General features: G+C 36.2%; 12 protein-coding genes and 1 tRNA gene. 3 read left to right on the top strand and 10 right to left on the bottom strand.

Features of this window, described 5'->3' with window-relative positions; genetic code table 11:
• Positions 1-3: 3 nt before the first annotated feature.
• Together PXC01_RS03845 and PXC01_RS03840 are read right to left on the bottom strand one after the other, a co-directional pair.
• Positions 4-1,536: a peptide MFS transporter gene (locus PXC01_RS03845; RefSeq protein ID WP_276471046.1), complete on the bottom strand. Its 1,533-nt coding sequence runs from the start codon at positions 1,534-1,536 to the stop codon at positions 4-6.
• A 16-nt stretch (positions 1,537-1,552) separates the two neighbouring features.
• Complete coding sequence (locus tag PXC01_RS03840; RefSeq protein ID WP_276471045.1) at positions 1,553-3,718, bottom strand: S9 family peptidase; 2,166 nt, start codon at positions 3,716-3,718, stop codon at positions 1,553-1,555.
• 211 nt (positions 3,719-3,929) lie between these two features.
• Here PXC01_RS03840 and PXC01_RS03835 point away from each other — a divergent pair, with 211 nt between their 5' ends.
• Together PXC01_RS03835 and PXC01_RS03830 are read left to right on the top strand one after the other, a co-directional pair.
• Entirely contained in the window at positions 3,930-5,246 is a 1,317-nt protein-coding gene (locus PXC01_RS03835; protein ID WP_276471044.1) for a hydroxymethylglutaryl-CoA reductase, degradative, read from the top strand.
• 10 nt (positions 5,247-5,256) lie between these two features.
• A complete protein-coding gene (locus tag PXC01_RS03830; RefSeq protein WP_276471043.1) occupies positions 5,257-6,168 on the top strand; it encodes a GYDIA family GHMP kinase in 912 nt (303 codons plus the stop codon).
• A 55-nt stretch (positions 6,169-6,223) separates the two neighbouring features.
• On the opposite strand, the gene PXC01_RS03825 is transcribed toward PXC01_RS03830, so the two are convergent.
• The 7 genes from PXC01_RS03825 to PXC01_RS03795 all read right to left on the bottom strand — a co-directional run bounded on the left by PXC01_RS03825 (position 6,224) and on the right by PXC01_RS03795 (position 13,984).
• A complete protein-coding gene (locus PXC01_RS03825) occupies positions 6,224-8,341 on the bottom strand; it encodes a peptidylprolyl isomerase (RefSeq protein WP_276471042.1) in 2,118 nt (705 codons plus the stop codon).
• Positions 8,342-8,451: 110 nt separating this feature from the next.
• A complete protein-coding gene (locus PXC01_RS03820; RefSeq protein WP_420828579.1) occupies positions 8,452-9,678 on the bottom strand; it encodes a hemolysin family protein in 1,227 nt (408 codons plus the stop codon).
• Positions 9,679-9,737: 59 nt separating this feature from the next.
• Positions 9,738-9,944: a hypothetical protein gene (locus PXC01_RS03815; protein ID WP_276471040.1), complete on the bottom strand. Its 207-nt coding sequence runs from the start codon at positions 9,942-9,944 to the stop codon at positions 9,738-9,740.
• Positions 9,937-10,548, bottom strand: coding sequence for an LPS export ABC transporter periplasmic protein LptC (lptC, locus tag PXC01_RS03810; protein ID WP_276471039.1), 612 nt, complete (start codon positions 10,546-10,548; stop codon positions 9,937-9,939). Before lptC ends, PXC01_RS03815 begins: the two co-directional genes overlap by 8 nt.
• Before the next feature lie 5 nt (positions 10,549-10,553).
• On the bottom strand, positions 10,554-11,927 hold the full coding sequence (locus PXC01_RS03805; RefSeq protein WP_276471038.1) for a hypothetical protein: 1,374 nt from the start codon (positions 11,925-11,927) through the stop codon (positions 10,554-10,556).
• Positions 11,928-11,968: 41 nt separating this feature from the next.
• Positions 11,969-13,255, bottom strand: a complete 1,287-nt coding sequence (gene bamG, locus PXC01_RS03800) for a BamG family beta-barrel-assembly machinery protein (RefSeq protein WP_276471037.1) — start codon at positions 13,253-13,255, stop codon at positions 11,969-11,971.
• On the bottom strand, positions 13,256-13,984 hold the full coding sequence (locus PXC01_RS03795; RefSeq protein WP_276471036.1) for a type III pantothenate kinase: 729 nt from the start codon (positions 13,982-13,984) through the stop codon (positions 13,256-13,258). It abuts the gene before it with no gap.
• A gap of 101 nt (positions 13,985-14,085) precedes the next feature.
• Here PXC01_RS03795 and PXC01_RS03790 point away from each other — a divergent pair.
• A tRNA-Phe gene (locus PXC01_RS03790) sits at positions 14,086-14,158 on the top strand.
• A gap of 325 nt (positions 14,159-14,483) precedes the next feature.
• Here the strand turns inward: PXC01_RS03790 and PXC01_RS03785 are convergent.
• Positions 14,484-16,067: a glycoside hydrolase family 32 protein gene (locus PXC01_RS03785; RefSeq protein ID WP_276471035.1), complete on the bottom strand. Its 1,584-nt coding sequence runs from the start codon at positions 16,065-16,067 to the stop codon at positions 14,484-14,486.
• Between the last annotated feature and the right edge of the window lie 89 nt (positions 16,068-16,156).

The following is a 16,156-nucleotide window of genomic DNA, read 5'->3' as shown; positions in this document are numbered from 1 at the left end:
TGACTAATACACTTTACCCATCAACTTTTTAATAATCGGTGATGCTAAAAGTACGATTGCCCCTGCTCCCAAGGCATATTTTGCAATCAGCATAAAACCATCGGTATATACTGTTAACGTAGCAAAACCACTAACATCTCCATCAGTACTTTCTATTGCCAATTGCTTACCGATGAAGCCAACAATTTGAAAGGCAAAGGCAGATGATAAGAACCATACCCCCATAATAAAAGCTATTAACCTTGCAGGAGCAAGATCGGTCATTTTAGACAACCCAACAGGTGACATAAAAAGTTCACCTACAGATAGCAAGAAATACATTAGCAACAAATATGTGAACGGTACAAAACCATTTTCGTTGGCGCTACCGCCACTAATAGCAAGAACGTAAAAACTGATTCCCGCAAAAAGTAGTCCCAATCCAAATTTATAAGGAGTTCTAGGGTTCCAGTTCTTTTTACTCAACCATGTCCACATCATGGAAATAGGAATAGCCAAAATGATAATAAACATAGAGTTCAACGAATTTGTCTGTGCTGCGGACATAATACCTTCCAAGTCAATATTTCTAGCCGCAAACAATGTTATAACACTACCCGACAATTCATGGAAGCCCCAAAATATGGTCATGAAAAATGTAAGTAACACAGCCACAAAAAGCTCCTTTCTTTCTTTAACATTCGCCTTGAACATCTCGTAAGCCAAATATGCCAATACTGCAATACCTATGCCTGTAAAAATTACATTTACAATGTTCTGATCCGCAAACATACCATCTGTAGCTATTGCCTTATAAGATGATAAAAGTAGGGCAATCAAAGGTGCCGACAACACAGCTAGTACAGGTACTAAAATCCCTTGTTTTACACCAAGCACTTTCTTCTCCAATACATGTTCATTAGGAGGTAAACCTCTATCACCGAACACATTATTTTGAATACCCCTCCAAAATACGATCAAACCGGTCAACATACCTATTCCCGCCAGACCAAAACCATAGTGCCAACCATAGGTTGCAGCCAACCATCCACATAATAACGGAGCTACCCAGCCACCAATATTAATACCCATATAAAATATGGTAAATCCAGAATCTTTTTTAGGATCGCCTTTCTCATATAAAGTACCTACAAAAGTTGAAATATTAGGTTTAAAGAATCCGTTACCTACTATGATCAACGAAAGCGCCAGAAAGAACGCCATATTGTTTTCTATAGCCAAAACAAAGTGACCTATAGACATTAAAATACCACCTAAAAAGATAGAATTTCGCATGCCCAAAATCTTATCTGATAATTTACCACCAATTACGGTCGATGCATATACCAAAGAACCATAGGAAGAGTATACCGCTGCGGTGGCATAATCTCTTTCAGCCAAAGCTTGAAAGATTACATCTATCATGTAAAGCGTTAGCAACGCCCGCATACCGTAGAAGCTAAAACGCTCCCATAGCTCTGCAAAAAATAAATAAAATAAACCCTGAGGGTGCCCAAAAATCTGTTTTTGGTCTGAAAATTCAGTACTTTCAGTCATATTGATGTTAGTTTGATTATAGTTTTTCCTTTATAAAATTGGTCATCTTATTGAATAGGTGAATTCTTGTATTTCCACCGTAAATTCCATGATTTTTATCTGGATAGATACCCCAATCGAATTGTTTGTCCGCCTGTATTAATGCTTCGATCATACGCATTGAATTTTGTACATGTACGTTATCATCTCCTGTACCATGAATCAACAAATAATCACCTTCTAACAACTGCGGGTAATTGAATGGCGAGTTGTCATCATAACCGCTTGGATTTTCTTGTGGAGTTTGCATGTAACGCTCCGTATAAATTGTATCATAAAAAGCCCATGATGTAACAGGAGCAACCGCAATGGCCATCTCAAAAGTGTCATTACCTTTTAAAATACAATTGGTAGACATAAAGCCACCATAGCTCCACCCCCAAATACCTGTTCTTTCTGCATCTATATATGGTAGTTCACTCAACTTTTTAGCAGCAGCTATTTGATCTTCAACCTCATATTTACCCAATTCTTTCTGAGTAACTTTCTTGAAATCCCTTCCTTTAAATCCGGTTCCCCTACCATCTACACAGGCAACTATATAGCCTTCAGCAACTAAACCTTGATGCCAGTAATCATTAGCACCCATCCAACTATTGCTTACGTTTTGTGATCCAGGACCACTGTACTGATACATAAACAACGGATATTTCTTTGAGGGGTCAAAATCTTTTGGCTTGATCATATACATATTAAGATCGTTACCATTAATTGATATTGTAGAGAATTCTTTAGGACTTACAGCATAGCTCTTCAATCTTTCTAAAAGCTGATCATTATCCTTAATATCTTTTACTTTCTTACCATTAATGGCTTGATGCAATGTAAATACAGGCGGAGTATCAGCGCTTGAAAAGGTATTAATGAAATAAGTAAAATCTGTACTAAATTTGGCATTATTAGTTCCTTCTTTGGCAGCCAAAGCTTTTTTATCATCGCCACCACTACTAATATTATAAACACCACGGTTAATAGAACCGTTTTCTGTAGACTGATAGTAAATTTTATCTTCGTTTTGGTCGTACCCGTAGTATTTTGTTACTTCCCAGTCGCCTTTTGTAATTTGGTTCATTAAGCTACCATCTTCTCCATAAAGGTAGATATGGTTATACCCATCTTTTTCACTGGTCCAAATAAAGCTATCGTCTTCTAAAAAAGTAAGGTTGTCCGTAATGTCAACATAAGCATCATCTTTCTCTTCCAACAAAATTGTTACATCACCTTTTTTGGCATTAACAGCATACATGGTCAAATGATCTTGATGTCTATTTAAAGTCTGTACACTCAGCATATCTTTATGGTTCATCCATTTAATACGCGGAATGTAATAAGCACCGTTTGTATCTACTTCAGTTATTTTACCACTTGCAACATCTAAAAGGTGTAAGGTAACTACAGAGTTGTTCTCTCCTGCTTTAGGGTATTTGAATACATGTGGTTGTTGATATAGCCCCGTACCGTAAACATCCATTGAAAACTCAGGTACATTTGTTTCATCAAAACGTAGAAAAGCAATTTTAGTGCCATCTGCATTCCATTCAAAGGCACGTACAAAGGCAAATTCCTCTTCATACACCCAGTCTGTAACACCATTGATGATAGCATTCTTTACACCGTCATTAGTAACTTGTTTGGTTTCACCTGAAGCGATGTTAAAAATGTAAATGTTATTATTCTTCACATATGCCACTTTGCTACCATCTGGTGACAATAACGGTTCTTGAATTTTATCTGCACTTACCTGAACCACTTTTTTTGCAGCCACATCGTACACATAATATACACCTAGTTTAGAACGTCTAAATATTGGCTCAACTTCAGTTGAAAGAAGCATCTTCTTTTCATCTGAACTAAAATCATATGATGAGAACGAAGGAATATCCGCTAAATCTGCAGACGAAACCACTGTACCTACTTTTTCTAATGTTTTGTAATCGTATTTATCAACCGTAGTAATTTGGCTAAATCTGTTTGAATTAAGAACTGTGTATTGGGTGCCGTTATTCATGGATCTAAGGGCTTCCATACCTTCCGTTCTAAAAGCTCCTTGATAAATATCTGAAACTTGTATTTGTTTTTCCTGTGCCCAAGTAAATACGCTGAATGAAAGTAATATCAACGCAAATAAGTGTGTTTTTCGCATAAATGAGTGAATTTTGTTAAATCTCTCAAGTTTACCACTATTTCCTCAAAAAACCACGCTTTACCGTAAAAAAGAAAGCGCTTTTAACGCTTTGGGCCTTTAAAAAAAATTCTTACCAATATGCGTATCTTTACTACCGTAACAATGTGCGGTATTTTTCTAAATCTTCACTTGTACACAACATTGAATATTAGTAGAAAGTTATACCTAAATGACCAAACCGATAAGTGGTTTCTCGAAGCTTACGAAAGAAGAAAAAATAGACTGGGTTACCGAGAATTTTACGCAAAACGCAGCACAATCAAAGAAAATTCTGCAAACGTATTGGAACCAAGATAAAATCGTTCAACAATTGCATGATGAGTTCATAGAGAACACCATCACCAACCTTTACGTACCACAGGGCATTGCTCCCAACTTTTTAATTAATGATACGCTGTACGCCATACCTATGGCCATAGAAGAAAGTTCTGTAATTGCCGCAGCAAGCAAAGCCGCAAAATTCTGGTTAAAGAGAGGCGGTTTCAAGTCCGAGATACTAGGTACCGAAAAAGTGGGTCAGGTCCATTTCATTTTCAAAGGGGATACTAAAAAACTAGAATCTTTCTTTACGTACCTAAAGCCTGTTTTACTAGCTGAAAGCGCATCTTTAACCACTAGCATGGAAAAAAGAGGCGGTGGTATTAAAGATATTGTCCTTAAGGATAAAACTCATGAGCTAGACCACTATTTTCAATTGCACGCTACTTTTGAAACTAAAGATGCCATGGGCGCCAATTTTATAAATAGTTGTTTGGAGCAATTTGCCACAACGTTAAAAAAAGAGGCTGCCCATTACGATGCATTTTCTACACCAGAGAAAGATGTAGAAATTGTAATGAGCATACTGTCTAACTATGTTCCCAATTGTACCGTTCGTGCAGAAGTAAGTTGCCCCGCAGAAGACTTAAAGCTTTCGGCAGAACTAACTCCACAACATACTGCAGAAAAAATAATACAGGCTATTAAAATTGCCCAAGTTGAACCTTACCGTGCCGTAACACACAACAAAGGTATCATGAACGGCATTGATGCGGTGGTATTGGCTACAGGGAATGATTTTAGAGCTATTGAAGCCGGCGTACATGCTTACGCATGTAGAAACGGAAGATATAGCAGTCTTACCCATGCCGAAATTGAAAACGGTATTTTTAAATTTTGGATAGAGCTACCTTTGGCATTAGGTACGGTTGGCGGCCTTACAAACTTACACCCTCTTGTGAAACTGAATTTAGAAATGCTACAGCGACCATCAGCACAAGAGCTTATGCAAATAGTGGCAGTTGCCGGACTTGCACAAAATTTTGCCGCCGTAAGTTCTTTGGTCACTACCGGAATTCAAAAAGGTCATATGAAAATGCACCTATTGAACATTTTAAACCAACTTGGCGCCAATGAAAATGAAAAAGCAATTTTGGTAGAACATTTTAAAACCAACCCGGTTACTCATCACGGTGTAGAAATTCAATTAAGTACTATTAGAAAGTAAATTTTAAGCTATGATGAATGAATTTTACAGCAACGGAAAATTACTACTAACAGGGGAGTATGCAATTCTTGATGGCGCTAAAGGACTTGCATTACCTACAAAATTTGGTCAGTCATTAAAGCTTAGAAACAAGAATACGAAAACTATACAATGGTTTGGTGTTGACGAAAATGATGATACTTGGTTTTATGCCGAATTTGCCAAGGAAGATTTTAAAACGGTTACTACCACCGATGACACTACATCAGATCGACTAAAACAAATATTGACCGAAACCAAAAAACTTAATCCTAAATTTTTATCCAACATTACGGAAAACAGTATTGTTGAAACTAAAGTTACTTTCCCTATGAATTGGGGACTAGGCACTTCTTCTACTTTAATAGCCAATATGGCAACATGGGCAGGTGTAAACCCATATCAATTGCTAGAAGCAACCTTTGGCGGTAGTGGTTATGATATTGCATGTGCTACACACAACACTGCTATTACCTATCAAAGAAACAACTATGAGCCATTAGTTGAAGAAGTTAATTTTAATCCGACTTTTAAAGATGAGCTGTTCTTTGTTTATCTGAACCAAAAGAAGAATAGTAGAGATGCAATTAAAAGTTATAGAAGTTTAGATTTCAATAGAGAGGAATTGATAAACAAGATTAACGCTATTACCGAAAATATACAGAAGTGCACTACCGTAGCCGAATTTGAAAACTCATTGAACGAACATGAGGCAATTTTATCGGAAACACTTCAAATTTCTACAATCAAAGAATCTCTTTTTCCTGACTATACTAGAACTATTAAAAGCTTGGGAGCTTGGGGTGGAGATTTTATACTAGCTACAGGAACGGAAGAAAACATATTATACTTTAAGAATAAAGGATACCAAACAATTCTCCCCTATTCTAAAATGATATTATAAAAAAAGAGCATCCAAATTGGATGCTCTTTTTTTTATATAGATTTTAAAACAACTACTAGTAGAAAGTAGCTCTTTTATCTTCAATTTCAGAACCGTCTTTCAATGCGTTGTATACCGCGGTGTTTGCACGACTTGCCGCTCCTGTTTTTAAAGCATTGGCATATACGCTATAGTTATCCAATTTTGGAGCTTCTGTTTTCTTTACGATCTCTATTTTGAAAATACCAGTATTTCCTTGAATCAATCCTGAAGTTTCACCAGCAACCATTCCGTAAGCAGTACCTACCACTACAGGCTCGCTACCTGCGCCAGGAATTGTTGGAGACTTTACAGTAAGTGCAGAAGCGTTAGAAATACTTACACTGTTATCAGCTGCAATAGCACTCATATCCTTACCCTTGTTAGCCGCTATAATTTGAGCCGCCTTACGTTCTTTTCTTATTATAGGCAAAACTAATACAGAAGCATCTTCAGCACTCATTACACCCTCAGCATAACTACCTGTCAATTGAACAACCGCATAACCATTGTTGATATTGAATCTCTTCACATCACCAACTTCGGTGTCCGCATTGAATGCCCACTGGACGATATTTCTTTGATTTGGTAATCCCGGAAGATTTTCATCTAAAGCCTTAATCTTATTTACAGGTCTAACTACATATTCATCTTTCTTAGCGATGGTAGAAAATGCACTTTCATCCTCTGTAGCTTCCATTTCAAATTTAGTGGCATTTGTAAACAAAGTATTGATCGTTTCTTCCGAAGGAACGATTTCTCTAGATACGGTAGCTATTTGAACAACATCTTCCTTATCATCTATTTTAATTACGTGGAAACCAAAATCAGTTTCAACCAGACCAATAGAACCTTCATTATTGTTAAAAGCAAAATCGTTGAACTTAGGTACCATTACCCCTCTTTGGAAATATCCCAAATCTCCACCATTTGGTGCAGATGGTCCGTCAGAGTTGTCTCTAGCCAATTCAGCAAATACAACACCAGATTTCTTAGCTTCTCTCAATAATTCTTTTGCCTTCGCTTCTGCTTCCTCTTTAGTTCTTGTTACAGCAGGGTTTGCTCTTGTAGCACCTGTATAAGCCAATAGGATATGGCTGGCTTTCACGGAACCATTTGGCTTTCTAGCGATCATTTTAGAAATCTTGTAAGAATCACCATCTTTATAAGGTCCGTATATCTCACCGATATTTAAACTCATTAAAGTATCTGCTACGCTAGAAGGTAAGTTTTTCTTAGCCTTGTAGATAGTATCGAATTTAGTATCGGAATATCTGCCTAAAAATGCAGCTACGTCCTTTGTATTTCTAAACCCTCTAATAGTATCGTTACGATCTGTTTGAGAATTGTATTCTACAGTATCATCTAAAAGTTTAGTGATTTCATCCTTTATGGCTTTTTGATCGGCCTCAGATGGCTTCTCTTGAAAATATACATATTGCAAGTCCCTGGCAGGATCTTGCTTATATTCTTCTTTATGCTTATTAACATAATCGGCAATTTCACTTTTGGTAACATTGATCGTACTATCTGGAATAGAAGTATAAGGTACTCTTACATACTTTATGTCCATTTTTTCGTTAGCCAACTTATAATCTAGCTCACCTTCTTTCAATGTAGCGCCAACACCTGCCTTGACCATGTTAAAATAGGTTTGCTCTTTTGCCAATTGAACGATTTCAGCTTCTGTCTGCATCCAAGCTTCATATTGTGCAGGGTTGTTTACTTTCCAATCCGCAACGGTTTGCCTGAACATGTTTGCATCAAACTGACCATTTTGATCTTGAAATTGAGGATTCTGGGCATACCCGGTAGTCCTAAGAAAATCGACTATCTGATCTTGCTCGATACCAATACCCAAATCTTCAAACTGCTCACCTAAAATGGTCTTTCTTACTTTATTCTCCCAAACTTGATTTACTACTTGCATTGAAGATGTAGTAGGACCAACCCTTTTAGAAGCAACTTCAACTTCTTGTCTAAATTCATCAATAGAAATATCTTCTCCATTAATTTCGGCTACGGACGAACCTACTTTTTCACTTCCAAAATTGCTACTGGTAAAAACCCCAGAAATAACAAATGCAAAAAGTGCCAAACCTATTATCAAGATCAACACTGTTGTACGTTTCCTAATATTTTCTAATACTGCCATTCTTATTAACGTTTAAAATAATCGTTTGTGGTTATTGGGTGGCAAAACTACCATTTTTAATTGAAATAATAAAAACTAAAAAGCCACCTAATTTATTGATTGATGCACTGTTATTCCTCTTCCAAAACTTCTATGGAAATCAAATCTATTTTGGTATTGGAAACTTCTAGTACGGTAAACTTATAGGAGTCTATGGTAAGCTCTACTTCTTTATCCGGAATCTCCCCTAGTGTATGTACCAATAGACCCCCTAAGGTCTCATACTCATCTGAAACCGGAAGATTCAATTTGTGATTTTCATTAATATCATCTACTTCCAACCTTGCCGAAAAAAGAAAATGACGATCATCAACAACCTCTTCTCTTAAATCCGTAGTATCATGCTCATCTTCTATTTCACCAAAAAGCTCTTCTACAATATCTTCAACAGTTACCAGACCAGATGTACCGCCATACTCGTCCAAAACTACGGCTATACTTTTTCGCTTTTTGATCAAAACGTTCAATATATCTTGAATTAACATAGTTTCAGGCACAAATTCAACCGGTAATAATATGCTTTTGATCGTCTTTGGTTTTTTGAAAAGCTCATAAGAATGTACGTAGCCAATTACATTATCTACCGTATCATTATAAACCAATATTTTTGAGTAACCGGTCTCTGTAAACAATTTCGCCAAATTTTTGGGCGTTTCATGCATTTCTACCGCAACTATTTCTGTTCTGGGCACCATGACCTCCCTAGCTTTAACGGCAGCAAATTCTAATGCATTTTGAAAAATCTGTATTTCGGTATCAACTTCATCCTCTTCCTCTACAGTTTCCATCTGTTCCGTAATATAATCTCCCAATTCCAATTTGCTGAAAGCCAGCTGAACTTCATCTCCAGAGGTTCCAAAGACATATTTTAATATTAAATCAGAAATCCAAATTATAAAATCTGATATAAACGAAAATAGGATATAGAACAAGAATGCAGGTATTGCCAATAACTTTAACAGGTTATTTGCATAAATTTGAAACAGCACTTTTGGTAAAAATTCTGCCGTTATCAAAATAACAAATGTAGAGATCAAGGTTTGGGTCAACAGACTAAAATCTGTAATCAATAATTTTAAAAAAGCATTGTCCGGCGCAATACCCGTAAACCAGTTCATAAGCACATCGCCCATAAAAAGACCATAAATAACCAATGCTATATTGTTTCCAATTAGCATGGTAGCAATGAATTTAGATGGTTTTTTGGTTAGCCTGGTCAACACCGTAGCTAAAAATCCTTCTTGCTTCTTCTCTATTTCAATGTGGATTTTGTTCGCAGAAATAAAGGCAATTTCCATTCCTGAGAAAAATGCTGAAAAAATCAAGGAAAGTATAATGATAATACCGGCTGTACCCACTATTTATTTTGATTATCCCGTTTACGTTGTTCAAATTTTTTTCTGTAGTTTCTTCTAAACAAGAACATACCTATAGAAATGACAGCAAAAAATATGAAAAAATAAGCCATACTTCTATCGGTATTCCAATCCGTAAAAATTCTATAAATTGAAAAACCGGCCACTATTATATATAAGTATTCCGTATACCTTAAAATATTAATCATTTTCTTGTTCTTTATCTTCTTTTATCAACATTAGACCATAAGTCTTATGCGCATTTAAAAATTTGAGGTCTTTTTGAATATCCATTCCTTCACCATCCATCACCGTACCATCATCAGGATTGGTAAATGTGAACTTCTCTTTTGTAAACGCCCACTCATTACCACGGTCATAGTACAATTGAGATGTTGACAATTTCTTACCATCATCACTTTTTATAAGTACATTACCACGCAAATCTACGATAGAAGTCTTAGAATACAACACACCATAATCTGCCTCTATGATCGTTTTCTCGTTTTTTTCATTAAAAATCTCTACTAAAAGACCTTCTGGAAAGGTTTGATAGGGAAAAGACAGTTGTTCAAAATCATTTCTTATAGGTCCGGAAAGTACTGCCAATACTTTTGAAGAGCCTACTTCTTCAGACACTAATTTTTCTGGTGATTCTGTATAGGTAGCCACAAAATTCTCGGCAACACTTCTTGGGTACACTTCTTTTGGCGCTTCTTCACCTACGCGTTTATACTCGTCCTTACAAGATAAAAAAAGCATTGCCATGGTACATACCACAGCAATGCCTTTAAAATTTTGAATTTGTATCATTTTTTCTATAAAGAAGGTACTTTCACACTACCACCAACCCAACAGCTGAAAGTAACGGTCTTACCGGCCATACCTGAACTAAAGATCATTTCTTTAGAAGGTGCTTTTGAGCTATAGCTATTTGCAGCTTGACTTGAAGAACCACTTAATGATGGATCTACTCTACCTGCTTTTCTTGCCATGTCCGCAGCTTTCCAATACATTGCTCTTTTCTCAAACGCTGAAGAACCACAGTCATTGGCACTTGTTGCATAAAGGTTAGCGATCAATAAATATGCACGGCCGTTTGAGGGGTTAGCATCAATGGCTTTTTGAGCATAACTACGTGCTGTAGACTTACTACCTTTTCTTTTATTGATAACTGCTACTTTATAAGCAATCTTAGATTTTTTATCATTACTAGTTTCCAAAGACAATGCTTTATCAAAATCTGCAAGAGCCCCTTTAGTATCTCCATTCTTCATTTTCAACGTACCACTGTAAACATAAGCATCGGCTGATGGATCTAAAGCTAACTGTGCTTCAAATAATTTCTGGAACAAAGGATCATCCGTACACTCTTTGTTGAACATAAGACCTACAGCTCTTTTTACCCAAACAACATCTCCTTTTTTCTCTTCAAAACTTTTCTCATAAAGAGGAATAAGGTTTCCACAATCCGCTAAAGGACCTAATTTAGAATCAATACTACCCGCAATCTTACCATAAGCTTCAGAATAAGAGTTGTATGCCTTTAAACGAGACTTCTCTTTTGAAGTTAATGTACCAGCTTCTTCCTTAGGTAACAACTTGGCAATTTTCCCGGTAATTTTTTCGTTTTCTACTTCTATTTTTTCAGTAACCCCGTCATAAACATCAAAAACTTCCTGTAAGTCTTTTCTACCTGCCTTATGCTCATCAACCAAACTAGAAAAGTAAATGTATAATGCCTTAGGATTTGTAAAATTCTCCTTGTCGTTAGTAAATGCATTGCTTAACATGCTATACATTTTAGCATCGTCGGCCATTTTATTATCATACATTACCAATGCCTTATCTACCTCGGTCTCACCTTGGCTAGTTTTAGATGCGAAATGCTTTAACTTATTGTCATAAAGACCCATAAGATCATTAGCAAATTTTTCTTTATCGGCACCTGTTGCCTTTTTCATCTTATCTTTAAGTATACGTTCACCATATACATAGATAGCGTTATTTAACTGTGGACAAGTTTCATAAACCATTTTCCATGGCTCATAAGCCGCGTCATAATTTTTAACTTTTGAATGCTCGGAAAATATGGACAAGTTAGTCATACATTCAGGGTTTTGTGCCTGTGCATTGCTCACTCCCATCATCCCTAGGAACATTATTGCCGTGAAGTAAAGTTTCGATTTCATGTTTTCTCTTTTTAAAATGGTTAATGTACTAAATTTTTTTATTAATTGATTTTTCTTTTCTGGAACCAGCGATCGTTCAATGATAGACCTACATTAAATTTAAAATAGCTCTCTTCAATTAAATTAGCCCTGGTAGTTCCTCTTTTACCAAATTCAAAACCTAGGTTAAGATTAGAGAAACTTCTACCCAGTGGTAAGCCTAACCCAAAAGTTATGCCAAAGTTATTTATATCAACATCGTTCACCAACATACCGGTCTTATCTAATCGTAAGCCTGCACGATATGTTATACGTTTAAAGTAACTTGTAAATGAACCATGTTCCGGTGTAATAAAAGCCCCCAAAGCAAATGAACTTGCATCTTCATACACAATACTCTCTGCACCCAAGAATGCATTTTCAAAAGAACTCATCTCTTGAAAACTATACTCGGCACCTATAAACCATTTATAGTCTTCCCCATAACCAATACCTAATGTAGTCGTAGTAGGTATTTTCAATTCAGTGTTCTTTAAATTCTGAGAAATCAAGTCTACCTCTACCTCTTCTATATTAACACCGGTAGACACTGAAAAAGAACCCAATTGCCTATCATTTTTAGACACTAGATTACCTTGTGTATTTACCCGTATTGATGTATGAAGTCTATTTCTACCCTTTATAATAGGTGAATAATTTAGGGCATAATTAAAATCGAATCCGTTTACCCTTGAGCTTCTTCTATCAAAAGTACCAAACTGGACATCTTCTACTTGTTGCAATCTTTCACTATCCAAAGTACCAAAGTTGAAATTTACCGTAGCACCTATACTTACGTCTTTAAAAATTTCATACCCTACAGAATAGAAAACTCGCGTTAAACCGCCTTCACCAGAGTAAACATTGACCAATGAATTGCCCGAAACAGTTCTTTCATCTACTAAATTATATCCTACAGATGAGTAAGGTTTAATACCAAAACCCATGCCCAGACCCTTACCTACACTAAAACCAAGTGCCAAATAATCTAGATTTGTAATAGAGCTTTGTTGTTCTTCCGTAAAACTTTTAAGGGTAAATTGCTTATTGGAAACACCGGCAGTGTAGGTAACCAAACCTTCACGGTCCATTACCTCTAAACCTAATTTACCAAAAGCAGCAGGGTTTTTTAAGTTGATGTGAATACTATCGGCATAGACGCCAATGCCTCCCATCATTTGATTTTCTACCGTACTTTCATTATTTAAATCTCCAATTCCAAAAAAAGAATAGGGAGAAACGGTACCATCTTGAGCGTACATACCAACAGTGGATATGTATACAATTGCAATTACAATTTTTCTGATCATTTAGTGCTTGTTGTATTCCAGCAAATAATTAAGCCCTTTCAGGAGAAATTTGGAATCCGCAAATATGGTATTTTTTAATCGTTTAGACAAAAATAGTGTGTCTCCACCGGTTAAAATAACTGTTAAATTTTTAAATCTTGCTTTGTAAAGATTAATGACACCGTCTATTTCAAGCGTAATTCCATTTACCGCCCCACTGTGTAGACAGTTTTCAGTAGTGTTGCCAATGTAGTCTAACAGCTCCTTTTTTTCAAGTAATGGCAATTTAGATGTTTGGTAATGCATAGCATTATACCGCATTTGTAAGCCCGGGGAAATTGCGCCACCCAGGTACTCATCAAAATCATTGATCATATCATACGTAACACAGGTTCCTGCATCAATAACCAAATTATTTTGATGTGGATTATAATAATAGGCAGCCGTAGACAAGGCCAAACGATCTACACCTAAAGTTTGTGGAGAGGCATATGAGTTCTTAAACGGCACTTTTGACGCATGACTAAGCTCATGAAGTTCACTAAAAATAGCCAAAACCTTAATCTGTTCCTCTGAAATTGACCCTACACTAGAAATTATTGAAAATTCTATTTTAGGAAATTCCTTGAAAATTCTTTTTACCGCCTCAACAAACAAATCTACAACAACAGTCTCTAAATGAATTATTTCCGACTTTTTAAAGATTGCTAACTTGACATTTGTATTACCCGCATCAACAATTAAATTCATGTTGCAAAGATTAAAAATTAAAAAAACATTTTTCTTTTTTTACGATTTAGTTTGGAAATCATAAAATTGAAATTATATTTGCACCCGCTTACAGCAAGCATGGTGCCTTAGCTCAGTTGGTAGAGCAATGGACTGAAAATCCATGTGTCCCTGGTTCGATTCCTGGAGGCACCACAATAAATCCTTACTTAACGGTAAGGATTTTTTTGTTTACATCCCTTTCTTTTCTACACCAAAAATATACAAGGATAGCCAACCTACATACTATTAAAGCTGTATTTTTTACTTTATAAGTTGTAAGTAGGCAAATTGTAGAGTCTCCAGTGAAAATTTGCAAATCAAAGTAGGTGCGGTGCTGTTAACATCGACTAAAGACTACTTTAGCCGATATTACCACAGTATAATGAAGCAAACTTCTACCAATAGTTAGAAAGTAAATAAAGATTAAATTTCAGCGTAAATTAAATAGGCGCAATTCACACACTGATTTTACAACATGTTAATCCCAAACCCGTTCTACCTTATGTTCTGTAAAATCTTCAATTTTTAATTCTTTTTCTGAATTGTTCACAATGGTCAAAGCCCTAAAAAACTCATTGGGAAAAATTTGATTGGTCATCACATACTGCCCCTCATTGATGAATAGCTCTAACGAAGAATGGTCTAAAAGCATCATTATTTCTATAGGTCCGTCCGGTATATTCGGAATCTTCATTTGTTGAACACCAGGAGCAAATTTTTCACTAAAGTCTACCTTACCCGATTTTCTTCGGTCAAAAGTGACAACTTTCTTGTCCCTATCAACATCTATACTCACGCTATCGCCATTTTTATTTCTAAAGTACATTTGCGCATTGGGCACGGAAAGCGTAAACTGTATTTTACTTTGGTTTCCATATTTAAGAGGCATAATTCTTTTTCTCGTAGGCAAGATTTCCAAAACACTTTCCGGATAAGCCATTGCTACGTGCCTCTCAAAACTTTTTAACGGATAATTGTACAACAACACGTCATCATTTACTTTCCGCAAGGTCAATTCTCTAGGTACAGTCATTGCACTTCGCCATTTATCTGTAGGTGTATCTCTTGCATAGTCCCAATTGCTCATCCATCCAATAAAAACACGTTCATCATTAGGTGCATCATTATAGGTTACTCCTGCATAATTATCCCTACCTAAATCTATCCACTTATGCTCCACTTGGTCCGAGGTAAATGTTTCTCCATCAAAATCTCCTATAAAATATTGCGTACCACTACCCCCATTTGGTGCACCCGGATTTATACTGATCAACAATACCCATTTTACCTCATCGGTACCTTCAATCTTCAACCGAAATAAATCCGGACATTCCCAAACCCCTCCATGAGCACCTTGCTCTTTACCAAACTCACTAACTTTTTCCCACTCTTTTAAATTAGGAGAGTTCCATATTTGCAAATGATCACCTGCTACTAGTAGCATTGTCCAAGTTTCTGCCTTATCGTTCCAAAACACTTTGGGATCCCTAAAATCTTTAATGCCGGTATTACCAATTACTGGGTTCCCTTCATACTTGGTCCAACTATCACCATTATTTAAGCTATAGGCAATGCCCTGAGTTTGAAAATCTTTTTTACCTGCTTGCTCGCCCGCCATGTCATGATAGGTAAAAATAGCCACCATTGCCGTCTGATCTTCCGTGCCAAAACCCGAAGTGTTATTATGGTCCATAACGGCACTACCAGAAAATATCAATCCATGTTCATCTGGAAAAAGCGCAACTGGCTTATGCTTCCATTTCATCATATCTTTACTTACCGCATGACCCCAATGCATAGGTCCCCAAACGGTACTATCCGGATAATATTGATAGAACAAATGATATTCCCCATCATTATAGACAAGTCCGTTTGGATCGTTCATCCATTTTTCTTCTGGTGTAAAATGATATTGAGATCTAAAGGGTTCTATATAATACCCTGTTGGCTCTACATCTTCCTTGAAAACTTCTTGTTTAACGTCTTGTTTACAACTAGTTATTAAAATACCCATTATTAAGACAAACACCTGTAAGCCTTTATTTTGCAAAGTTTTAACCATAAATTCACTTTTCAACCGGCACTTCTTGAAATCTAATTATAGTACCTTTGTAAAGATGAAAATACTAATTTCTAAATTAATATTCTGTC

The sequence above is a fragment of the Maribacter huludaoensis genome (assembly GCF_029350945.1).
Classification (GTDB): Bacteria; Bacteroidota; Bacteroidia; order Flavobacteriales; family Flavobacteriaceae; genus Maribacter; species Maribacter huludaoensis.
This window is presented reverse-complemented; position numbering and strand designations above follow the sequence as displayed.

Bases quoted from the DNA above. Each gene is read 5' to 3' on its own strand.
- PXC01_RS03795 (WP_276471036.1), bottom strand. From the start codon at position 13,984: ATGAATTTAATTGTTGATGCGGGTAATACAAATGTCAAGTTAGCAATC.
- bamG (WP_276471037.1), bottom strand. From the start codon at position 13,255: ATGATCAGAAAAATTGTAATTGCAATTGTATACATATCCACTGTTGGT.
- PXC01_RS03815 (WP_276471040.1), bottom strand. From the start codon at position 9,944: ATGATTAATATTTTAAGGTATACGGAATACTTATATATAATAGTGGCC.
- PXC01_RS03845 (WP_276471046.1), bottom strand. From the start codon at position 1,536: ATGACTGAAAGTACTGAATTTTCAGACCAAAAACAGATTTTTGGGCAC.
- PXC01_RS03840 (WP_276471045.1), bottom strand. From the start codon at position 3,718: ATGCGAAAAACACACTTATTTGCGTTGATATTACTTTCATTCAGCGTA.
- PXC01_RS03835 (WP_276471044.1), top strand. From the start codon at position 3,930: ATGACCAAACCGATAAGTGGTTTCTCGAAGCTTACGAAAGAAGAAAAA.
- PXC01_RS03820 (WP_420828579.1), bottom strand. From the start codon at position 9,678: ATGGAAATTGCCTTTATTTCTGCGAACAAAATCCACATTGAAATAGAG.
- PXC01_RS03805 (WP_276471038.1), bottom strand. From the start codon at position 11,927: ATGAAATCGAAACTTTACTTCACGGCAATAATGTTCCTAGGGATGATG.
- PXC01_RS03785 (WP_276471035.1), bottom strand. From the start codon at position 16,067: ATGGTTAAAACTTTGCAAAATAAAGGCTTACAGGTGTTTGTCTTAATA.
- PXC01_RS03830 (WP_276471043.1), top strand. From the start codon at position 5,257: ATGATGAATGAATTTTACAGCAACGGAAAATTACTACTAACAGGGGAG.
- lptC (WP_276471039.1), bottom strand. From the start codon at position 10,548: ATGATACAAATTCAAAATTTTAAAGGCATTGCTGTGGTATGTACCATG.
- PXC01_RS03825 (WP_276471042.1), bottom strand. From the start codon at position 8,341: ATGGCAGTATTAGAAAATATTAGGAAACGTACAACAGTGTTGATCTTG.